The organism is Blattabacterium cuenoti (assembly GCF_014251695.1).
In the GTDB taxonomy this organism is placed as follows: Bacteria; Bacteroidota; Bacteroidia; order Flavobacteriales; family Blattabacteriaceae; genus Blattabacterium; species Blattabacterium cuenoti_T.
The window spans coordinates 377,500-398,793 of sequence record NZ_CP059195.1 but is presented as its reverse complement, the minus strand read 5'-3'; the positions used below and the strand labels follow the sequence as shown (position 1 = coordinate 398,793).

General features: G+C 24.9%; 22 protein-coding genes. 18 read left to right on the top strand and 4 right to left on the bottom strand.

The genetic code is table 11. From position 1 onward, the window contains the following. Positions 1 to 5: 5 nt before the first annotated feature. The 10 genes from secY to nhaD are packed head-to-tail and all read left to right on the top strand — an operon-like array spanning position 6 to position 7,269. Positions 6 to 1,388 (top strand): preprotein translocase subunit SecY, encoded by a 1,383-nt coding sequence (gene secY, locus H0H62_RS01870; protein WP_185860514.1) that lies wholly within the window; start codon positions 6 to 8, stop codon positions 1,386 to 1,388. A 46-nt stretch (positions 1,389 to 1,434) separates the two neighbouring features. Then, on the top strand, positions 1,435 to 1,650 hold the full coding sequence (gene infA, locus H0H62_RS01865) for a translation initiation factor IF-1 (RefSeq protein WP_015429978.1): 216 nt from the start codon (positions 1,435 to 1,437) through the stop codon (positions 1,648 to 1,650). Between the two features lie 21 nt (positions 1,651 to 1,671). Next, complete coding sequence (gene rpmJ / locus H0H62_RS01860) at positions 1,672 to 1,788, top strand: 50S ribosomal protein L36 (protein ID WP_185860513.1); 117 nt, start codon at positions 1,672 to 1,674, stop codon at positions 1,786 to 1,788. 5 nt (positions 1,789 to 1,793) lie between these two features. Next, positions 1,794 to 2,174 carry a 30S ribosomal protein S13 gene (rpsM, locus tag H0H62_RS01855; protein ID WP_185860512.1) on the top strand — a complete coding sequence of 127 codons (381 nt, stop codon included), beginning with the start codon at positions 1,794 to 1,796 and terminating at the stop codon, positions 2,172 to 2,174. Positions 2,175 to 2,176: 2 nt separating this feature from the next. Then, on the top strand, positions 2,177 to 2,563 hold the full coding sequence (gene rpsK, locus H0H62_RS01850; protein WP_185860511.1) for a 30S ribosomal protein S11: 387 nt from the start codon (positions 2,177 to 2,179) through the stop codon (positions 2,561 to 2,563). 25 nt (positions 2,564 to 2,588) lie between these two features. Continuing rightward, complete coding sequence (gene rpsD / locus H0H62_RS01845) at positions 2,589 to 3,197, top strand: 30S ribosomal protein S4 (RefSeq protein ID WP_185861006.1); 609 nt, start codon at positions 2,589 to 2,591, stop codon at positions 3,195 to 3,197. Positions 3,198 to 3,212: 15 nt separating this feature from the next. Further along, the gene (locus H0H62_RS01840; RefSeq protein WP_185860510.1) at positions 3,213 to 4,217 is read left to right on the top strand and encodes a DNA-directed RNA polymerase subunit alpha; all 1,005 of its coding nucleotides are present in this window, start codon (positions 3,213 to 3,215) and stop codon (positions 4,215 to 4,217) included. A 12-nt stretch (positions 4,218 to 4,229) separates the two neighbouring features. Beyond that, entirely contained in the window at positions 4,230 to 4,661 is a 432-nt protein-coding gene (rplQ, locus tag H0H62_RS01835) for a 50S ribosomal protein L17 (protein WP_185860509.1), read from the top strand. After that, complete coding sequence (gene eno, locus H0H62_RS01830; RefSeq protein WP_185860508.1) at positions 4,658 to 5,950, top strand: phosphopyruvate hydratase; 1,293 nt, start codon at positions 4,658 to 4,660, stop codon at positions 5,948 to 5,950. The genes rplQ and eno overlap by 4 nt, the downstream gene beginning before the upstream one ends. Before the next feature lie 47 nt (positions 5,951 to 5,997). Next, entirely contained in the window at positions 5,998 to 7,269 is a 1,272-nt protein-coding gene (gene nhaD, locus H0H62_RS01825; protein ID WP_185860507.1) for a sodium:proton antiporter NhaD, read from the top strand. Here nhaD and H0H62_RS01820 read toward each other — a convergent pair. Then, positions 7,243 to 7,653 carry a hypothetical protein gene (locus tag H0H62_RS01820; protein WP_185860506.1) on the bottom strand — a complete coding sequence of 137 codons (411 nt, stop codon included), beginning with the start codon at positions 7,651 to 7,653 and terminating at the stop codon, positions 7,243 to 7,245. The two genes, nhaD and H0H62_RS01820, sit on opposite strands and share 27 nt — an antisense overlap. Before the next feature lie 65 nt (positions 7,654 to 7,718). On the opposite strand from H0H62_RS01820, the gene menB reads away from it, so the two are divergent. Genes menB through H0H62_RS01795 form a run of 5 tightly spaced genes read left to right on the top strand, consistent with a single transcriptional unit; the run spans position 7,719 to position 12,282 of the window. Then, positions 7,719 to 8,543: a 1,4-dihydroxy-2-naphthoyl-CoA synthase gene (gene menB / locus H0H62_RS01815; protein ID WP_185860505.1), complete on the top strand. Its 825-nt coding sequence runs from the start codon at positions 7,719 to 7,721 to the stop codon at positions 8,541 to 8,543. Then, a complete protein-coding gene (menA, locus tag H0H62_RS01810) occupies positions 8,540 to 9,439 on the top strand; it encodes a 1,4-dihydroxy-2-naphthoate octaprenyltransferase (RefSeq protein ID WP_185860504.1) in 900 nt (299 codons plus the stop codon). Before menB ends, menA begins: the two co-directional genes overlap by 4 nt. Positions 9,440 to 9,443: 4 nt before the next feature. Continuing rightward, positions 9,444 to 10,130 carry a metal-dependent hydrolase gene (locus H0H62_RS01805; protein ID WP_185860503.1) on the top strand — a complete coding sequence of 229 codons (687 nt, stop codon included), beginning with the start codon at positions 9,444 to 9,446 and terminating at the stop codon, positions 10,128 to 10,130. Between the two features lie 21 nt (positions 10,131 to 10,151). Then, entirely contained in the window at positions 10,152 to 11,234 is a 1,083-nt protein-coding gene (locus H0H62_RS01800) for an enolase C-terminal domain-like protein (protein ID WP_185860502.1), read from the top strand. Positions 11,235 to 11,238: 4 nt separating this feature from the next. Further along, positions 11,239 to 12,282, top strand: a complete 1,044-nt coding sequence (locus H0H62_RS01795) for an AMP-binding protein (protein WP_185860501.1) — start codon at positions 11,239 to 11,241, stop codon at positions 12,280 to 12,282. Positions 12,283 to 12,288: 6 nt separating this feature from the next. Here H0H62_RS01795 and H0H62_RS01790 read toward each other — a convergent pair whose 3' ends face one another. Next, positions 12,289 to 13,527 carry an NADP-dependent isocitrate dehydrogenase gene (locus H0H62_RS01790; protein WP_185860500.1) on the bottom strand — a complete coding sequence of 413 codons (1,239 nt, stop codon included), beginning with the start codon at positions 13,525 to 13,527 and terminating at the stop codon, positions 12,289 to 12,291. Positions 13,528 to 14,032: 505 nt separating this feature from the next. Here H0H62_RS01790 and H0H62_RS01785 point away from each other — a divergent pair. From H0H62_RS01785 to H0H62_RS01775, 3 genes are all read left to right on the top strand, one after another. Continuing rightward, positions 14,033 to 14,857, top strand: coding sequence for a serine O-acetyltransferase (locus H0H62_RS01785; RefSeq protein WP_185860499.1), 825 nt, complete (start codon positions 14,033 to 14,035; stop codon positions 14,855 to 14,857). A 13-nt stretch (positions 14,858 to 14,870) separates the two neighbouring features. Further along, entirely contained in the window at positions 14,871 to 15,782 is a 912-nt protein-coding gene (gene cysK, locus H0H62_RS01780; protein WP_185860498.1) for a cysteine synthase A, read from the top strand. Positions 15,783 to 16,007: 225 nt separating this feature from the next. Then, positions 16,008 to 17,687, top strand: a complete 1,680-nt coding sequence (locus H0H62_RS01775; RefSeq protein ID WP_185860497.1) for a diflavin oxidoreductase — start codon at positions 16,008 to 16,010, stop codon at positions 17,685 to 17,687. A gap of 300 nt (positions 17,688 to 17,987) precedes the next feature. Here H0H62_RS01775 and H0H62_RS01770 read toward each other — a convergent pair whose 3' ends face one another. Together H0H62_RS01770 and H0H62_RS01765 are read right to left on the bottom strand one after the other, a co-directional pair. Beyond that, complete coding sequence (locus H0H62_RS01770; protein ID WP_185860496.1) at positions 17,988 to 18,944, bottom strand: 2-hydroxyacid dehydrogenase; 957 nt, start codon at positions 18,942 to 18,944, stop codon at positions 17,988 to 17,990. A gap of 3 nt (positions 18,945 to 18,947) precedes the next feature. Next, positions 18,948 to 21,257: a transglycosylase domain-containing protein gene (locus H0H62_RS01765; protein ID WP_185860495.1), complete on the bottom strand. Its 2,310-nt coding sequence runs from the start codon at positions 21,255 to 21,257 to the stop codon at positions 18,948 to 18,950. Between the last annotated feature and the right edge of the window lie 37 nt (positions 21,258 to 21,294).

The window sequence follows — 21,294 nt, the reverse complement described above, 5'->3', positions numbered from 1 at the left end:
TTATTATGAATAATTTTATTATATCTTTTTATAAGATTTGGAATGTAAAAGAATTACGAAAAAAAATAATAATAACTTTAGCTTTATTATTAGTATATCGTTTTGGCGCTTATATTCCTATTCCAGGTATTAATCCTTTAGGAATTAGTGATTTTATAGAAAAATTTAATTCAGGTTCTAAAGGATTAATGCAAATTTTATCCTCTTTTACAGGAGGGGCTTTTAACCGTGCATCTGTCTTAGCTTTAGGTATTATGCCATATATATCCGCATCTATTATAATACAATTGATGTGTATAATTATTCCTAACTTACAAAGATTACAAAGGGATGGAGAAAGTGGGAGAAAGCGAATTAGTTCTATAACCAGATGGTTGACTGTAGGAATATGTTTAATTCAAGCTCCTGTATATCTCATTTCTTTAACTCAAAAATTTATTCCTTTTGATACTTCTAAAACCACTTATTTAATTGATTTACATACTTTTTATGGAAAAAGTATGTTTTGGATTATAGGAATAACAATTTTAACTTCAGGAACTTTATTTACCATGTGGTTAGGAGATAAAATAACAGATAAAGGAATAGGAAATGGAATTTCTTTGATTATTATGTCTGGAATCATAGCACGTTTTCCTGATGCCATAAGCAAAGAAATATTTAGTAAACTAGAAATCGGAAATGGAGGATTAATCGTTTTATTTCTTGAATTTTTATTATGGTTATTAGTTATTTTGTTTTCTATTGTAATTATTCAAGCTATTAGAAAAATTCCAGTACAATACGTTTCTCATTATAAATCTTTAGGTATAGATTCTCAGTTAACTCATAAAAAACATCAATATATTCCATTAAAAATGACAGCAGCTGGTGTTATGCCTATTATATTTTCTCAAGCTATTATGTTATTTCCATTAACTTTTTCTGATTATGTCAAAAACATAAAAATTAAAAATTTTTTTTATCTATTTCAAGATATTTATGGATTGTGGTATAATTTAACTATTTCTATATTAGTTATAGTTTTTACTTTTTTTTATACAGCTATTGCTATCCCAGTAAATCAAATGGCTGATGATTTAAAAAGAAATGGGGGACATATCCCTAGAATTAAACCTGGAAAAGAAACTGCTGAATATATAGATCATATTTTATCAATAATAACATTACCTGGAGCTATTTTATTAGCAATAATAGCAATACTCCCATCTATAGTTTTTCGCATAGGCCTTACTCAAAATTTTGCGTTATTTTATGGAGGAACTTCATTATTAATTGTAGTAGGAGTAATTTTAGATATTTCACAACAAGTGAATATATATTTATTAAACTATCATTATGATGGATTAATGATGATGAAATATCGTAGTAGTAGATATACTAGATAATAATAATTTTTTGTGTATATTATTATGAATAAATTATATCATTTATATGGCTAAACAAAAGCATATTGAAGTTGATGGAACTATTATTGATTCATCTCCAAATGCAATGTTTCGTGTAGAATTAGAAAATGGATGTATTGTCAAAGCTCATATATCAGGTAAAATGAGAATGCATTATATAAAAATATTACCAGGAGATAAAGTGAGATTAGAAATGTCTTCTTATGATTTAGAAAGAGGGAGAATAACTTATAGATATTAGAATAAAATAATATAAAATATTATGAAAATAAGAGCATCTTTAAAAAAAAGAACTGATAATTGTAAAATTGTTATTAGAAAAAGACGTCTACGTATTATTAATAAAAAAAATCCTAGATTTAAACAAAAACAAGGTTAGACTTTATGTCTGTAAGAATTTCAGGAGTAGATCTTCCAAGATCTAAGAGAGGTATTGTAGGTCTAACTTATTTGTATGGAATAGGTAAAAATTTATCTAAAAAAATACTCCATATTATTAGAATAGATGAAAATAAAAAGGTTGGGGATTGGTCTGATGATGATATTAGTAAAATTAGAAAGTATATATCTGATTATATAAAAATTGAAGGGGAATTAAGATCTGAAATTCAATTTAATATAAAACGATTGATGGATATAGGTTGTTATGTAGGAACTAGACATAGAAAAGGGTTACCATTGAGAGGGCAAAAAACGAAGAACAATTGCAGAACTAGAAAAGGAAGAAAAAAAACTGTAGCGAATAAGAAGAAAGTAACAAAATAAATATGGTAAAATCATCATCGGTTAAAAAAAAATTAGTAGTAGTAGATTCTGTAGGAAAAGCTCATATTCAAGCTACTTTTAATAATATTATTATAACCTTAACAAATAAAAAAGGTGATGTTATTGCATGGTCTTCTGCTGGAAAGATGAATTTTAAAGGATCTAAAAAAAATACTCCATATGCTGCTCAAATGGTAGCGGAAAATGTTGCCAAACAAGGATTAACTGCTGGAATAAAAAAAGTGGAAGTCAAAGTTAAAGGCCCTGGAGCTGGAAGAGATGCAGCTATACGAGCATTGAGTAATTCTGGTATTGTAGTAACAATAATTAAAGATATAACCCCATTACCGCATAATGGTTGTCGTCCTCCTAAAAGGAGGAGAGTTTAATGTTTCTTTTCAAGATCAAAAAATTATGGCAAAATATATAGGACCTAAAACTAAAATTTCTAGAAGATTTGGAGAATGCATTTATGGGGAAGATAAGTATTTTGAAAGAAGAAAATATCCGTCTGGTCAACATGGGAGTAGTCGTCGTAGAGGAAAACGTTCAGAATATTTTATTCAATTAATCGAAAAACAAAAAGCAAGATATACTTATGGTATATTGGAACGACAATTTGAAAGTTTATTTTTTGAGGCTGCAAGAAAAAAAGGGATAACCGGAGAATTATTATTACAAGCATGTGAAAGTCGTTTAGATAATATAGTTTTTAGATTAAAGTTTGCACCATCTCGATCTTCTGCACGTCAAATTGTTTCTCATAGACATATCATTGTTAATAATAAAGTGGTTAATATTCCATCTTTTAGATTAAAACCAGGAGATAAAATAGAAATAAAAGAAAAATCTAAAAAACATCCTGTAATATTAAATTCTATAAATAAAAAAATTGGGCCATTGGTAGAATGGTTGATTTTGGATGAAAACAATATGTTTGGTATATTTAGAATGATGCCAAAAAGAATACAAATTCCTGAAAATATTAAAGAACAATTAATTGTTGAATTATATTCAAAATAAAAGTAAATCAATTATATGGCTATTCTAGATTTTGTAAAACCTGATAGAATTGCAATATCTGATATTTCAGATAATAAAGGGATTTTTCATTTAAAACCTTTAGAACCTGGATACGGAATTACTTTAGGAAATGCATTAAGAAGAGTTTTATTAAGTTCTTTAAAAGGTTTTGCTGTTACTTCTATTAGAATTAAAGGTGTTAAATATGAATTTTCTACTATAGAAGGAATAGTGGAGGATGTAACTGAAATAGTTTTAAATTTTAAAAAAATCCGTTTTAAACAAAAAATATCAGAAACTTATAAAGAGACGGTAAACGCTTACATAAATTATGGAAAAAAAGTAACAGGAAAAACTTTAAATAAGTTTATCTCTGGATTTCAAATTTTAAATGATGATTTGATTATTTGTAATAAAGACGAATCAGTCCCTTTCGAAATCAGTTTTACTATTGAAGAAGGAAGAGGTTATGTTCCTGCAGAAGAAAATAAAAAAAATAATGATGTTTCAATTGAAACCATTCCCATAGATTCTATATATACTCCTATCAAAAATGTGAAATATACAATAGAAAATTGTCGTGTAGGACAGAAAACTGATTTTGAAAATCTTTCATTGGAAATTAAAACGGATGGATCTATTTGTCCAAAAATAGCTTTAATGGAAGCTTCAAAAATATTAATTCAATATTTTTCTATTTTATCTTATGATAAAATAGGTGAAAAAAAACAAAAAGAAATTAACAAGGATAAAAAATATGATGAAGAATTTGTTCGAATGCGAACTTTGTTAAAATCTAAATTGAGTGATATGGATTTATCTGTTCGTACTAAAAATTGTTTAAAATTAGCTTCTATAATAACCATAGCAGATTTAGTTAGTTGTAGAAGAAATAACATGTTAAAAATGAGAAATTTTGGAAAAAAATCTTTAGATGAATTAGAAAGTAAAATGAAAGAAAAAGGATTATGTTTTGGAATGAATATAGAAAAATTTCAATTAAAATTGAAGGAATCATAGATTAAATTACTGATGAATCATAATAATAAGAATAACCATTTAGGAAGAAAAAGCGGACATCGTAAATCACTTCTTTCCAATATGGCTTCTTCTCTTATAAAAGAGAAAAGAATTTTCACTACTTTAGAGAAAGCAAAAGTTTTGAGAAAATATGTAGAACCTATTATCACAAAATCTAAAATTAATACCACTCATTCCAAAAGAAATATTTTTTCATATTTAAGGGATAAAACAGCGGTATCAGAATTATTTAAAGATTTTTTTGAAAAAGTACGTGAACGTCCTGGTGGATATACTAGAATAATAAGAATGGGATTTCGTTTGGGAGATCAAGCTACTCTTTCTCTCATAGAATTAGTAGATTTTAATAAAATTTATATTTCTAAAAAAACAGTAAAATCTGTAAGACGTAGCAGGAAAAGAATAAAAAAAAGTGAATCATGAGTAAAATTAAAAGTATTCAAGCCAGACAAATATTGGATTCTAGAGGGAACCCCACTGTAGAGGTAGATGTAATAACAGAAAATAATATATTGGGACGTGCTTCTGTTCCATCTGGAGCATCAAAAGGCGAAAATGAAGCTTTTGAATTACGTGATAATAAAGAAAATATTTTTTTTGGAAAAGGAGTTTTAAAAGCAATTCAAAATGTGAATGATATTATTGCTCCTGAATTAATTGGAAAATCTGTTTTAGATCAAATTTGTATTGATCAACTCATGTTAGAATTAGATGGAACAATCAATAAAAAAAGATTAGGATCTAATGCAATTTTAGCTATATCTTTAGCAACTGCGAAAGCTGCAGCTAATGATTTGAATATCCCACTTTACAAATATATAGGTGGAATTTATACCTGTTCACTACCGATTCCTTTGATAAATATTGTAAATGGAGGAAGACACTCAAATACTTCTTCTATAGTTTTTCAAGAATTTATGATAATTCCTGTTAAAGCAAAAACCTTTTCAGAAGCGCTTCATATAGGGCATAAGGTATTTTATCAATTAAAATATCTTTTAGATAAAAAAGGTTTTTCTACAAATGTAGGCGATGAAGGAGGTTTTTCTCCTAATTTTAATGGAATTGAAGATGTTTTAGATCATATATTAGAAGCTATATATATAGCAAATTATGAACCATATGATCAAGTAGCAATAGCTATAGATTGCGCAGCCTCTGAATTTTATAAAAATAATCAATATGATTATTCTAAGTTTGAAAAATCAGAAAAAAAGAAAAAGGATTTAATAAAATCAAGGGAAGAACATATTCGTTATTTGTCTTATTTAATCAAAAAATATCCAATTATATCCATTGAAGATGGAATGGATCAAAATGATTGGAAAGGATGGAAATTATTGACTCATGAAATAGGAGATAAAATTCAATTAGTGGGAGATGATCTTTTCGTTACACAACGAAATAAATTACTTGAAGGAATAGAAAAAAAAGTAGCAAATTCTATTTTAATTAAAGTAAATCAAGTAGGAACTCTAACAGAAACAATTGAAACAATTCATATAGCTAAAAAAAACAAGTATAAAAATATTATATCCCATCGTTCTGGAGATACTGAAGATTATTTTATATCGGATCTTTCTGTTGCGTTTAATATAGAACAAATAAAAATAGGGTCTATGTGCCGTTCGGAACGAACTTCAAAATATAATCAATTATTACGTATTGAAAATTCACTTGGAAAATATTCATTTTATTCAAAATGGAATTAAATATTCAATACCAGTAATAAAAATAGAATAGAGAAATACAAAAATCAATGGTAATTTTAATTTTTATCTTTGGATATTTATTAATTACTCTTGAGAATTTTTTTTCTCTTAATAAAGTTATTCCATCTATTTTGATGGCTGCTATTTGTTGGTCTTTAATTATATTCTTCAATATTCCAGTTTATGAATATGAATTAGATCAACATTTAATTCTTAAAAAAGATCCTAAATATTTATTATTATTTCATCTAGGAAAAGCATCTGAAATTGTTTTTTTTCTTATTGGAGCTATGTCTATTATTACGGTCATTGAAAAATACTATGGATTTGAAGCTTTAAAAGAATTTTTTGGTACAAATACAAAACGTAAATTTTTATGGATTATTAGTATAACTTCTTTTTTTTTATCTGCTATCATAGATAATCTTACAGCTACTATGGTTTTAATTTCTCTTTTGAGAAAAACAATTTCTAATTATAAAGATCGTTTATATTATTTAGGTTTAGTCATTATATCTGCTAATGCAGGTGGAGTTTGGTCCCCTATTGGAGATATTACTACAACTATGTTATGGATTTCTAATAAAGTAACCACAATTCATCTTATAAAAAAAATATTTATCCCATCTGTATTGTGTATGGTAATTTCTACTTTAGTAATATCTTATATGCCTATTTTTAATGGATTTATTAAAATAAAAAAAAATAATCTTTCAAGAGATTATATAAACAGAGGTTTTTTTATGTTAAAAACAGGTCTATTTCTAATGTTACTTGTTCCAATTTTTAAAACTATAATAGGGATCCCTCCGTACATGGGAATGATGTTCTCTTTAGGTATTATACTTTTTATTGCATCCAAAAAATATAAATCTAAATCTATTTTAGATGATACGTTTAAAAATGTAGATATATCTAGTATTCTATTTTTCTTAGGAATTTTACTTTCTGTTTCTTCTTTAGAATCTATGGGAAAATTATATAGTTTATCTCAATGGATAAATGAAACTGTTTATACGTGGAAAATTACAACTTTTTTATTTGGATTAATTTCTTCTATTATAGATAATGTTCCTTTAGTAGCTGCTACTATAGCTATGTTTTCTTATCCTATAAATCATGACTTATGGTATTTTATGGCTTATGTTTCTGGAACAGGAGGAAGTATTTTTCTAATAGGATCTGCTGCAGGAGTGGCAGCTATGAGTATGGAAAAAATAAATTTTTTTTGGTACTTTAAAAAAATTAGTTGGATTGCTTTAATAGGATATATATCTGGATTTATTTATTTATTAATTTATCCATTTCTTTTTTTGTAAAAATTCTATAAAATTTCCACCTACATATGAAAATGGAAAAAAAAGTGGAAGGACTATTATTTTGAACCATAATGGATATGGATAAAAAAACATATGAAATAATGCTATGATAAATAAAATGAGACCTGTTAATATAGCATAAGCTTTTTTAGCATTTTTCGCTAAAAAAGCAGTTACCATACCTCCTAATAATACACTAAAAATATAAAAAAAAATTAACACGAAAAAAAATTCAGTAGGAGCTTCAGTTAAAATATATTTGAATTTTTTTAATGGTATAAATTGTATGTTTGTAAAATATCTTGTCACAAGTTTAATAGCATAAAGTATTTCCACAATACTTATCATTACTCCTATTGATATGGATAATATATTACGGTACATAACATAATAAAATCTATTTTTTTATTATTTTGTAAAAATAAACATCAATTTTTAATTTTTTTATCATGAGTTCTACTATAGATTGGGTTTCAATTAAAAAATATGAAGATATTTTATTTCTTTTTAAAGAAGGTATTTCTAAAATAGAGATTAATAGACCATGGTGTCATAATGCATTTCGTGTGGAAACAGTAAATGAAATGATAGATGCTATAAATATATGCAGTAATAGAAATGATATAGATTTATTAATTATAACTGGATCTGGAGAAAAATCTTTTTGTTCTGGAGGAGATCAAAAGACAAGAAGTATGGGTGGATATTTAGGAAAAGACGGTGTCCCAAGATTGAATATTTTAGAATTTTATAAAAAAATAAGAGAAATTCCTAAACCAGTCATAGCTATGGTTAATGGTTATGCAGTTGGAGGGGGGCATGTTTTGCATGTTGTTTGTGATTTAACTATAGCTTCTGATAATGCTATTTTTAGTCAAGCAGGACCAAAAATAGGTTCTTTTGATGGAGGATTTGGATGTTCATATTTAGCTCGTCATATTGGACAAAAAAAAACACGAGAAATGTGGTTTTTATGTAAGGAATATACAGCTAAAGAAGCCCTAGAAATGGGGTTGATTAATAAAGTTGTAGAAAAAAAAGAGTTAGAAAATAAAACGATAGAATGGTGTAAGATAATACAAAAAAGAAGTCCTATGGCTTTAAGGATGATTAAACGTAGTTTAAACGCTGAATTGGATGGACAACATGGATTAATGCAATTAGCAGGAGATGCTACTTTAATGTTTTATTTAATGGAGGAATCTCAAGAAGGAAAAAATGCTTTTTTAGAAAAAAGATCTCCAAATTTTAAAAAATATCCGAAATTTTTATGAAATTAAAATATTGGATTTATGCAGCTCGTGTTTATACTTTACCTTTATCTTTTTCTGGAATAACTTTAAGTTATCTTATATCTTTATCCAGAACAAATGTTAATTTTACGGTTTATGTTCTGTGTATTGTAACCGCTTTATTATTGCAAATATTAGCTAATTTTTCAAATGATTATGGAGATAGTATAACAGGAGTAGATAATTTTAGACGAGTAGGTCCCAAAAGAACAATTCAATGTGGTTTTATTTCTTTATCAGAAATGAAAAAAGCAATCTATATATTTTCTATATTATCTTTTTTTTCAGCATTTTTATTATTTTATAATACTATAAAAAATATTTTTATTTTTTTTATATATATTATAGGAATTTCTATGTGTGTATTTAGTTCAATAAAATACTCTATTGGACCTAATCCTTATGGATATACAGTAGGAATGGGGGATTTATTTGTTTTTATTTTTTTTGGTATCTTTTCAGTAGAAGGAAGTTATTTTTTGTATACACACACTTTATCTATGGATATGTTTTTTATTTCTTTCTCTATAGGATTTTTAAGTGTAGGAGTTTTAAATGTAAATAATATGAGAGACTTAGATAATGATTATGAAAATGGAAAACATACTATAGCCGTATGGTTAGGTATAAAATATGCTAAATTATATCATGTATTCATTATATTGACCTCAATATTTTTTGGCGGATATTTTATATTTTTAAATCAAAAAACTGTTTATCAATGGTTTTTTTTTATTTTTATTGTGGTTCTTTTAATATTGCATATTAAAAGAATAATTTATATGAAAAACAAAAAATTGTTCAATTCAGAATTGAAAAAATTAGCGGTACTTACTTTTTTATATGGATTTAGTATAGGAATTAGTTTTATAAATTAACTTTATGAAAGTTACTTTTTTTTCTCATAGTACATGTATGTTAGAAATACATGATAAATGTTTGTTGATAGATCCTTTTTTTTCTGGAAATCCTATTTTTAAAAATAGGAATTTTGTCAAATTAATCCAAAAAATAGATTATATTTTATTGACTCATGCACATTATGATCATGTATGCGATGTAGAATTCTTTACGCATAAATTTATTAATGCTGTAGTGATTTCTAATTATGAAATATCTAATTATTTTGATAAAAAAGGAATAAAAACATATGGAATTAATTATGGTTCTTTTATATCTTTTCCTTTTGGAAAATTAAAATATGTTTGGGCTGCGCATTCTAGTGTTTTTAACGATGGAACCTATGGAGGAAATCCAGGAGGATTTCTTTTACATACAGATGAAGGGAATCTATATATATCCGGAGATACATCTGTAATGTATGAAATGAATCTGATTCCTCATTTTGGAAAATTAAAGCTTTCTATTTTACCGATAGGTGGTAGATATACTATGGATGTAGAAGAAGCTATTCTTGCGGCAAATTTTCTTAAATCTGAAAAAATATTAGGAGTACATTATAATACTTTTGAAGATATTCAAATTGATAAAGAACAAGCTAAAAAAAGATTTTTTGAAAAAGGAAAAGAATTAATTTTATTGGACAAAGGAAAAACTATATATGTTTAGTGAATAAACAGAAATGGAAAGATGAATTGTTTCTTAAAAAAGAAAACGTTTTTTTTTAAAAAAAAAGTATTTAATTCTAATAGAATATTTAAAAAAAATATTATATGGTTCATTATTTTGATACAAAACAATAAAATAGGAATAGGTGAATGTAATCCAATATTGGATCAATATGCTTTGAATAACTTAAAAAAATTTGAAATAGAATTAAAAATTCTTTCTAATAAAATTCTTTCTTTAAAAAAAACGGAAATATGCTGTTACTACAAATATATTTCATATTCGTCTATTTTATTCGGATTAGAACAAGTTTTTTTAAGTTTTAAAAGTCAATTTCCTATGTTATATCATTCTGAATTTATACATGGAAAAAAAGGAATTCCTATAAACAGTTTAATGTGGTTAAATTCTTTCAATAATAAAAAACATGCAATAAAAGAAATAGAAAATCAAATCATTGAAGGTTTTTCATTTATAAAAATAAAAATAAATATGGAATTATTTCATAATCAATTTTTTGTTTTAAAGGAAATAAAAAGGAAATATCCATTTATAAAAATACGTGTAGATGCGAATGGCTGCTTCAAAAATATTAAAAAAGCTTTATATTATTTAAAAAAATTATATGATTTGGATATAGTTGATTTTATGGAACAACCAATATCATCTGGAAATTGGAAAAATATGTCAAAAATATGTAAAAAATCAAAATTACCTATAGCATTAGACGAAGAATTAGCAAATGTGAATGTATTGAAAGAAAAAAAAAAGTTATTGGATATTATTTCTCCTCAATATATTATACTAAAACCTAGTATAAATGGGGGGTTTAATGGATCTGAAGAGTGGGTACTAGAAGCTAGTAAAAGAAAAATTAAATGGTATGTTAGTTCTTCTTTGGAAAGTAATATTGGAATTAATGCTATTGCTCAATGGACTTTTATGATGCAAAAAAAATATAATAATCAAAATTTTAATGCGCATGGATTAAACACAGGAATTTTGTACGTAAATAATTGGATCTCTCCTTTAGAAATTAAAAAGGGTTTTATTTGGTATAATCCATATATAAAATGGGAAATAAAAACATTATTAAATACATAAAAAAATGTGGATAGATTTTTCTTCTAAAAAAATAATTCCCTCTTCTTTATTTTTAACAAAAAAAAATAAAGAAGAATATTTTTGGAAAAAGGCTATTTTCTCTTTTTTAAAAAATTGGTATGATAATAAACCTATATTATCTTTAACCTCTGGAACAACAGGTATTCCTAAAATCATTTTTTTACGTAAAAAACATATGTATGAAAGAGCTGTGAAAACAGTAGAATTTTTAAAACTTAAAAAAAAAGGGATTAGAGGATTATTATGTTTATCTCCAGATTTTATAGCAGCTAAAATGTTTTTAGTACGTGCTATCATTTTTCAATGGAAAATATATTGTATACCTCCATCATCTAACCCTTTAAAAAATATTAAAGAATATTTTGATATTACATCAATGGTTCCTATACAAGTTTTTTTTAGTTTAAAATATTTAAAAAATATTAAAATTGTTTTAATAGGAGGATATTCTATTTCAAATTTTTTGGAAAAAAAATTGCAAAATATTTCAACAATTTGTTATGCTACTTATGGAATGACTGAAACTTCAGGCCATATAGGTATAAAAAAAATTAATGGATCCAATAAATCTCCTTTTTATAAATCTTTTCAAGATGTTATTTTGAGTATAGATAATAGAAATTGTTTAGGTATTTTTTCTCCATCTTGTATGGATTCATTTGTGCAAACAAACGATATTGTTCATATGATATCTAAAAATACATTTACTTGGATAGGGAGATATGATAATGTTATTAACAGTGGAGGAATTAAAATTATTCCTGAATTAATAGAAAAAGAAATTAGTACTTTTATTCCTTATGAAAAACGATTTTTTATATCCTCAATTCCAGACAAAATTTTAGGAGAAAAAGTAATATTAATTATAGAAGGAGATCCTTTTTTATTACATATACCAGATACCATTTTTAATGGTAAGAAAAAATTTTATAAACCAAAAAATATTTTTTTTATATCTTATTTTCCATCTAATTTATTGGAAAAATTCAAAAGAAAAGAAATTACAAAAAAAATATTAAAAATATAATATCTTTCATGTATTGATATTCATTCTTTTATCAAAAAATATTTTTAATTTTTTAATAAAACTTTTAGTATTTAAATAGTTATTTTTTTTATGATCTTTGTAAGATAATTGAAATAAATCTTTAGTCATTTTTCCAGATTCTATAAAATCTATACATGTCTTTTCCATATTTTCTGAAAAAATTTTTAAATCTATATTTTTATCTAAAATAGCACGATGTTTAAGCCCACGAGTCCAAGAAAAAATAGAAGCTATAGGATTGGTAGATGTTTCTTGTCCATTTTGATGTAATCTATAATGTCTTGTAATAGTTCCGTGAACTGCTTCAGATTCTAAAGTTTTTCCATCTGGAGTAAGCAGAACGGAAGTCATCATTCCTAATGAACCAAATCCTTGAGCTATATAATCAGATAATACATCTCCATCATAATTTTTACAGGCCCATATAAATTTTCCATTTGATTTCATTGCTTTTGCAATCATATCATCAATCAAGCGATGTTCGTAAGTTATCTGTAAAATTTCAAATTTTGATTTAAATTCATTATTATATATCTCTTGAAATATATTTTTGAATCTTCCATCATATGCCTTCAATATAGTATTTTTGGTAGATAAAAAAAGAGGCCATTTTTTGTATACAGAATAATTAAAACAAGAACGTGCAAATCCATAAATGGATTGATCTGTATTATACATTCCCATCGCAATGCCAGGACCCATAAAATGATGAATTTCAAATGTTATTGATTTATTTTTTTTTATGATATCTGGGATAAAAGAAATATATAGTTTTCCTTTTCCTTCAATAATAAAATCTTTAGCTTGATATTGATCAGCATAAGCATGTCTAGCTACACATATAGGATTTATCCAATTTTGAATCAAACGAGGAATATTTTTTACTATTATAGGTTCTCTAAAAACCGTTCCATTAATAATATTTCTAATAGTTCCATTTGGTGATCTCCACATTTTTTTTAAATGAAATTCTTTCATTCTATCTTCATCTGGTGTAATTGTGGCGCATTTAATTCCTACATTATATTTTTTTATAGCATAAGCAGCATCTATAGTAATTTGATCATTTGTAGCATCTCTATTTTCTATTCCTAAATCAAAATAAATGATTTTTACATCTAAATAGGGAATAATAAAATATTTTTTTATATATCTCCATATAACTTTGGCCATTTCATCTCCATCTATTTCTACTATAGGATTATTGACTTTAATTTTTTTCATAATTTTTTTAAAGTTATACAATAATATAACATGTTTTAAAAAAAAAGAAATTCTTATATTTGTCTCATGATTTTATTTAAAAATTTATATACAAATCTTTTGAATAACTATAGGCTTTTTTTATGATAATGATCAAAAAATATAGAATAAAAAAACCATCATAAATCATAAAAATGTATATCTAATCTTTTTTATTATAAATATATTAAAATTTTATAAGTCCAGAAAAGAAAATGGATTTTATTTGTATTATTATAGCAAGGTATCGAGAAGATAATTTCTATAAAAAAACGAAAAAATTTGATATTTGATGTTTATTTTTTTAAGGATCAAAAGATTTTATTGATTTATTTAATCGTATTAAAAATTTTTTCTTACGAAAAATTCCATTTTTTAATAAATGTTAGATTTTTTAACAACTATATTTGAAAATAATAAAAATAAAACTTGTTTAATCCTATATAATAGGATATAATATTGAGATAATAAAATCAAAAAAAAATAAATGTTAGATTTTTTAACAACTATATTTGAAAATAATAAAAATAAAAACACTTATCCTGATAAAATAAAATCTGAAAATTTTGTGAAAAAATTATTTCATATTTTATTCACTCCCGATCATTATATTTTGAATAATGTAGTTGTTTTTAAAAAAAATTATAATAAATTACAAAAACTTTTATATGAAATTTTTATTGAATTAAATATCAATGAAAAAAATTCTGATAATCTCACTAAAGTTTTTTTTAAAGAAATTCCTAATATTTATCAAACATTGATAATAGATGCTAATGCAATATTGAAATCGGATCCTGCAGCAACGGTTATAGAAGAAATTTTTCTATCTTATCCTGGTTTTTTTGCTACTGCATTATATAGAATAGCGCATCAGTTATGGATTCAAAAAATTCCAATTATTCCAAGATTAATTACAGAATATGCACATAGTAAAACAGGAGTAGATATTCATGCCTCTGCAAAAATAGGGAAGGCTTTTTCTATTGATCATGGAACAGGAATCGTTATAGGTTCCAGTACAAAAATAGGAAATAAAGTGAAAATATATCAAGGCGTAACTTTAGGAGCTATTTATGTAGATAAAAATTTAGCAAATATTAAACGTCATCCGACAATAGAAGATCAAGTTACAATTTATGCTGGAGCTACTGTACTAGGAGGAGAAACTGTAATAGGTCATGATAGTGTACTTGGTGGAAATGTTTGGGTCACAAAAAGCATTCCTCCTTTTTCTATAGTATATCAAAAAAGCGAAATAAAAATGAGAAATAATAGTCCATTTCCTGATCCCATTAATTTTATGATATAAAAAAATAAAAAAAATGAAAGTTGATTCCATTTTAAAAACTATCGGAAATACGCCTCATGTTCGTCTAAAAAGATTATTTCCTAATCATCAGGTATGGATAAAATTGGAAAAAAATAATCCTGGAGGAAGCATTAAAGACAGAATAGCTTTATCCATGATAGAGGATGCAGAAAAAAAAGGAATTATTCATAAAGGAGATATTATCATAGAACCTACTTCTGGAAACACAGGAATAGGATTAGCTATGGTTTGTTCTGTAAAAGAATATCGGCTTATTTTAGTAATGCCGGAATCTATGAGTATTGAAAGAAGAAAATTATTTTCCATTTTTGGATCCAAATTTATTCTCACTCCAAAAGAAGATGGGATGAAAGGAGCTATTAAAAAAGCAGAGGAATTAATTAATACCATTCCAAATTCTTGGATGCCGAAACAATTTGATAATATTTCAAATCCAAATATACATAAAAATACAACGGCAAAAGAAATAATAAATGCTTTTCCTAAAGGAATAGATTATTTTATTACAGGAGTAGGAACTGGAGGTCATATTACTGGAATAGGAGAAGTATTAAAAAATAAATATCCAAATATAAAAATTTTTTCTGTAGAACCTTTAGAATCTCCAGTTATATTTGGAGGAAATCCTAACCCACATGCTCTACAAGGTTTAGGTGCAGGGTTTATTCCATCTATTTTAAATGTAAAAATATTAGATGGATCTTTTTTAGTATCCAAAGAAGAAGCTTTTTATTATGTTAGAAAAACGGCAAAAAAAGAAGGAATTCTTGTTGGAATATCTACAGGGGCTTCATTATCTGCTATAGAAAAACAATTATCTAAATTTTCAAAAGAATCTACAATATTAACGTTAAATTATGATACTGGAGAAAGATATTTATCAGTAGATGATCTTTTTTTATGATAAGACTTTATTTGGAATAAAATGATAAATAGATTGATTTTATGAAAATTCATAATATTTTTATTTTGTCTCCAAAAAATTATATGAAATAGTTGATAAACTAATACAATGTTTTTATAATATGAACAAATTAAAAAGAGTGGTTATAATTTTACATTATTATTTAATATGTTAAATAATGAGTTCTTGGTGTTAGTATTCTTTTTATAAGAAAAAAAAATCAAAATGTTATCTGAATCAAATAATAAAATATTTATTAAATTAATACAAGAATCCTCTCAAGAGGAAATTATATGGATGTGTGGATATATGTCTGGATTGCTATTTTCTAAAAAAAATTCTAAAGAATTTATAAAAAAAGAAGAAAGTAAAATAACGTTAGTTTATGGAACAGAAACAGGTAATGCTAAAAATTTAGCCTTTGATATTCATCAAAAAATAAAAAAAGAAAAATTACAAATAAAATTAATCAATTTGGATCAATATTGTTTAAACGATTTAGAAAAAGAAGATTATTTTTTCATCATAATGAGTACGCATGGGGAAGGAAATCCTCCTTCTTCTGCTAAATCTTTTTATGATTTTATTCATAATAATAAGAATCTTTTTCTAAAAAAGATGAAATATAGTGTATTAGCATTGGGAGATAAATCTTATACTTATTTTTGTAAAGCAGGAGAAGATGTAGATAAACGTTTATATGATATAGGAGCTATGAGAATTATTCCATTACATAAATGTGACGTTGATTATAAAAGTCAGGCATATAAATGGAGTTCTAAAATTATGAATTGTTTTAAAAAAAAAAAACATGAAATCAATGAAAAAAATAGAAATAAAAAAATATATGGTCAAATTTTAAATAATATAATTTTAAATGATCAAAAAAGAATATCTAATAAAGAGATTCATCATATTGAAATTTTTGTTAAAAACGGAATTCAATATTTTCCTGGAGATTCTATAGGTGTTTTTCCTGAAAATCCTTCTATAGAAGTAAATAATATTATAGAATATATAAAAAAAAATAAAAAAAAAGAATTTGAAAAATATGAGTCTGAAGAAAAAAATAAAATATTTTTTCTTTTCAAAAAAAGCTTGAATATTCTTCATTTATCTGAAAATTTTTTTAAAAAATATTTTTCCTTATCAAAAAAAAATAATATTATTTTAAATAAAAAATGGAAGCTTATTGATCTTTTAATAAAATTTCCTATGAAAAATAAATATTCTTTAAAAGATTTAATAAAGATTATGGATCCTATAAAACCTAGATTATATTCTATTTCTTCGTCTCCTTCCGCTCATGGGAATAATGAAATTCATCTAACTGTATCTCGTCATCTTTTTCAATTAAATGGAGAGACTGTATATGGTCATTGTTCTGATTTTTTATCTAAACTGAAAATAAAAAATGAATTATCTTTTTTTATTTATAAAAATCATATATTTAAATTACCAAACTTAGATAAGAATATAATTCTTATTGGACCCGGTACTGGAATTGCCCCTTTTCGTTCTTTTTTATATGAAAGAGAAGCGACAAAAGCTACGGGAAAAAATTGGTTATTTTTTGGAGATCAATACTTTGATACATATTTTTTATACCAAACAGAAATTAAAAATTGGGAAATAAATGGGATTCTTCATCGTGTTAATCTTTCTTTTTCTAGAGATCAGGAAAAAAAAATTTATGTACAAGATAAAATATGGGAAAATAGAATAGAATTTTTTTCTTGGATAAAAAAAGGAGCCTATGTTTATATTTGTGGAAATAAAATTCCTATGAGTATAGATGTGGAAAAAATGATCTGTCGCGTTATAGAAAAAGTAGGAAAATGTGATTCAGAATTTTTTATAAAAAAAATGAAAAAAGAAGGAAGATACTTAAAAGATGTATATTAAATCAGTAAATATTAAAAATAAAGAATAATATAAATGAAGTTTCCGATGTATGATATGATGTAGTATACAATAATCAATATTATATATCAAAAGTGAAACTAGAATTATTAAAAAATAACGATTATTGAAAATAAACTATCTTAAATATAGAAGGAATAAAAATATTTTTGATTCATAGACTTATTTTACCACCCAATTATGATATAATTATTTTTGAAAATGATGATATGTTCTAATTATAATAGAGTAATATTTTATGTAATTTTTTTATAAAAAAAAACTGAATATTACATTAATAAATTATGTTTGATTTAATTTTTGACTTAAAAAAATAATTTTTTCTACAATTTTTTGATCCATTTTGTATTTTGATTCTTTAGTCCAACCTGCAATATGCGGTGTAAATATTACTTTTTTAGAATGGATAAGATAAAGAAAACTTTTAGGAAGTTTATAGTAGTGAAAAATATTATTAAAGGAGAAATTTTCATATTCTAATACATCTAAACATGCTCCATATATTTTTCCATTTTTTAAAGCTTTTGCTAAATGACTTGTAATTACACATCCACCACGGGAAGTATTTATCAAATAGAAAGGTTTACAAAATTTTTTTATAAAATTATAATTTATCATTCCTTTTGTTTCCTTAGTATAAGGAACATGTAAACTAACTATATCTGATTTTGTAAAAATAGAATTCATGTTTACCTGTTTAGCATAAACATCTCCTACTTTAGGTAAAATATCATAACATAATATTTTAGCGTCAAAACCTGATAGTTTTTTTGCAAAAGCTTTTCCTGTATTACCATATCCAATGACTCCTATTGTTTTTCCCATAATTTCTATTCCTCTATTAATCTCTCTATTCCATTTTCCTCTTGTGATTATTTGTTGGTGTGAACGAATAATATAATTCATTATACATAAAAGCATACCTATAGCGTGTTCTGCTACTGCATCTTTATTCCCTTCTGGAGAAGAAATTATAATTATTCCTTTTTTTACAGCATAATCTTTATCTATATTTTCTGTTCCAGATCCGATACGAGCTATAAATTTTAAATTTGTAGCTTTTTTAATAAATTTTTTATCTATTTTTAATCTACTTCTTAAAATAACACCATCATATGATGATATATCAATTATATCTGTTGAATCTTTATAATTTTCATCACAAATAAATCCTTCTTTTTTTAATTTGTATATAATAAAAGGATGATTTTGATCCAAAATCAAAATTTTTTTTATCATATATTATTTATCATTCTCATGATCTTTGTTTTTTTTAAAGTTTAAGTTTCTATCAAAATCTATCATTTTTTTTAAAGGATTTATTTTATCTTCTTTTTTTTCTTCGTTTATCTCGTTTTCTTCTTTAATATGGATCTCGTCGCAATAATCCCAATAAGATTGATAATTTTTAGGTTTTTGGAATAATAATTTATTATGATAAATTAAATTAATATCTTTATACAAACTTTTTATGTAATAAGCCCATATAGGTAAAGCCATATTTGCTCCTTGTCCTAATTTAATGCTATCAAAATGAGAAAATCTATCTTCCCATCCAACCCAAACTCCAGTAGTTAAATTAGGAATCATCCCGATAAACCATCCATCTGAGTTCTCATTAGTTGTTCCTGTTTTTCCCGCTATATCTCCAGTAAGATTGTATGATTTTAGTCTTTTTGCAGTTCCATATTTAACTACTCCTTGCATTAATTTTAACATAATATATCCTACTTCTTCATTAAAAACTTGTCTTCTACTAAGATCTATATGCTCTTTAATTAAATTTTCATTTTCATCCTCTATTTTTACTAAAATAGAGGGTTTAACATAAATACCATAATTAGTAAATGTATTGAATGCTCCTGTCATTTCATATAAAGTTAAATCAGCAGAACCAAGTGCAATAGATGGATGTTTAGGAATTATAGACTCAATTCCCATTTTTCTTGCTAAATTAATTACTGGACCTGGAGTCATTTGTGATATTAAACGAGCTGAAATAGTATTAATGGAAAATGCTAAACCATCTTTTAAAGTTATAAAACCTCCATATTTTCCATTAGAATTTCTAGGAGTCCATTTTCCTAAATGAAATTTTTCATTTGAAATTTTTGTACAAGGATTATAATGTAATTCATTAATAGCTGCAGCATATAAAATAGGTTTAAAAACAGAACCAACTTGACGTTGAGTCTGTGATACATGATCATATTGAAAATAATTAAAATCTATTCCTCCTACCCATGCTTTAATAAATCCAGTAGAGGACTCTACAGATACCATTCCTGCTTGAATAATACTTTTTTGATAACGAATGAAATTCCATGGAGACATGAATACTTCTTTAGTTCCGTTCCAAGTAAATAATTTTATTAATTGTGGTTTTTGAAATTCTTCTATAATTTTTTTTTCTGTTAATCCTCTTTGTTTTAAATCTTGATAAAGAGAAGTTCTGTGCATTGCAGATATAAGAATTCGTTTTGTTTTTTCTTTAGAAATATTTAAAAATGGAGCATTTTTATTAGTCCGTTGAAAACGATTAAATAAAATTTGCAATTGACTAAGATGTTTTTTTACTGCTTTTTCTGCATAATCTTGCATTTTAGCATCTATAGATGTATATATTTTTAATCCACTAGAATAAAGATCAAATTTTTGTCCAGTTTTTTCTTCATGTTCATCTAAAGCTTCTTGAATTTCTTTTTTTAAAAATTCTCCATAATAAGTTAATAATTCAAAATCTTTTTTTTGTATTTTAAAATTTATTTTTACAGGTTTTTTCAATTCTTTTTGATATTTATCTATATTTAAAAAATTATATTTTTTCATTTGATATAAAACTAAATTTCTTTGTTTTTTTGCTCTATCAGGATAATTTCTAGGATTGTATAAAGAAGGATTTTCTAGCATTCCAACCAATATCGCAGATTCCCCTAAATTGAGTTCAGAAACCTTTTTATTAAAATAAGTATGAGCGGCTGTTTCTATTCCTTTTGCATTATACAAAAAATCAAATTTATTATAATACATAGTAATAATTTCTTCTTTTGTATAACGTTTTTCTAATTCAATAGCCATTACCCATTCTAAAAGTTTTTGATGGATTCTTTGTAATTTATTTTTTGCAGATGGACCTGTAAAAAGAAGTTTTGCTAATTGTTGTGATATAGTACTTCCTCCTCCTCTTTTTCCTAAAGAAAGGATAGCTCTAAGAAATGATTTAACATCAATTCCAGAATGATATTTAAAACGAATATCTTCTTTTGCTATAAGTGCATTAACAAGATCTTTTGGAAGTTGTTGATAACTAATTAAAGTCCTATTTTCTGAAAAGAATCTACCTAATAATATTCCATTTGAATCATATACCTCTGATCCTACTTTCATCGCAGGATTTTCTATATCCTTAGTACTTGGTAAAATCCCTAAATAACCTTTGGAAGCAGCATAAAAAATACTAATTATGCTACTTATTCCTATAATAAATAAAAACCAAAAATAAAAAATAAGTCTTCGAAAATAAGAATTTATTTTTGTCCTTTTTTTATACACGTAAAAAAAATTATTTTATTATCATATAATATGAAAA

Excerpts from the sequence above, each read along its gene's own strand:
- rpsM (WP_185860512.1), top strand. The coding sequence starts at position 1,794 with ATGTCTGTAAGAATTTCAGGAGTAGATCTTCCAAGATCTAAGAGAGGT.
- H0H62_RS01770 (WP_185860496.1), bottom strand. The coding sequence starts at position 18,944 with ATGATAAAAAAAATTTTGATTTTGGATCAAAATCATCCTTTTATTATA.
- secY (WP_185860514.1), top strand. The coding sequence starts at position 6 with ATGAATAATTTTATTATATCTTTTTATAAGATTTGGAATGTAAAAGAA.
- H0H62_RS01790 (WP_185860500.1), bottom strand. The coding sequence starts at position 13,527 with ATGAAAAAAATTAAAGTCAATAATCCTATAGTAGAAATAGATGGAGAT.
- H0H62_RS01785 (WP_185860499.1), top strand. The coding sequence starts at position 14,033 with ATGTTAGATTTTTTAACAACTATATTTGAAAATAATAAAAATAAAAAC.
- menB (WP_185860505.1), top strand. The coding sequence starts at position 7,719 with ATGAGTTCTACTATAGATTGGGTTTCAATTAAAAAATATGAAGATATT.
- eno (WP_185860508.1), top strand. The coding sequence starts at position 4,658 with ATGAGTAAAATTAAAAGTATTCAAGCCAGACAAATATTGGATTCTAGA.
- H0H62_RS01800 (WP_185860502.1), top strand. The coding sequence starts at position 10,152 with ATGAATTGTTTCTTAAAAAAGAAAACGTTTTTTTTTAAAAAAAAAGTA.
- menA (WP_185860504.1), top strand. The coding sequence starts at position 8,540 with ATGAAATTAAAATATTGGATTTATGCAGCTCGTGTTTATACTTTACCT.
- H0H62_RS01840 (WP_185860510.1), top strand. The coding sequence starts at position 3,213 with ATGGCTATTCTAGATTTTGTAAAACCTGATAGAATTGCAATATCTGAT.
- H0H62_RS01820 (WP_185860506.1), bottom strand. The coding sequence starts at position 7,653 with ATGTACCGTAATATATTATCCATATCAATAGGAGTAATGATAAGTATT.
- H0H62_RS01805 (WP_185860503.1), top strand. The coding sequence starts at position 9,444 with ATGAAAGTTACTTTTTTTTCTCATAGTACATGTATGTTAGAAATACAT.
- rpsK (WP_185860511.1), top strand. The coding sequence starts at position 2,177 with ATGGTAAAATCATCATCGGTTAAAAAAAAATTAGTAGTAGTAGATTCT.
- rpsD (WP_185861006.1), top strand. The coding sequence starts at position 2,589 with ATGGCAAAATATATAGGACCTAAAACTAAAATTTCTAGAAGATTTGGA.
- cysK (WP_185860498.1), top strand. The coding sequence starts at position 14,871 with ATGAAAGTTGATTCCATTTTAAAAACTATCGGAAATACGCCTCATGTT.
- infA (WP_015429978.1), top strand. The coding sequence starts at position 1,435 with ATGGCTAAACAAAAGCATATTGAAGTTGATGGAACTATTATTGATTCA.
- H0H62_RS01775 (WP_185860497.1), top strand. The coding sequence starts at position 16,008 with ATGTTATCTGAATCAAATAATAAAATATTTATTAAATTAATACAAGAA.
- rpmJ (WP_185860513.1), top strand. The coding sequence starts at position 1,672 with ATGAAAATAAGAGCATCTTTAAAAAAAAGAACTGATAATTGTAAAATT.
- rplQ (WP_185860509.1), top strand. The coding sequence starts at position 4,230 with ATGAATCATAATAATAAGAATAACCATTTAGGAAGAAAAAGCGGACAT.
- nhaD (WP_185860507.1), top strand. The coding sequence starts at position 5,998 with ATGGTAATTTTAATTTTTATCTTTGGATATTTATTAATTACTCTTGAG.
- H0H62_RS01795 (WP_185860501.1), top strand. The coding sequence starts at position 11,239 with ATGTGGATAGATTTTTCTTCTAAAAAAATAATTCCCTCTTCTTTATTT.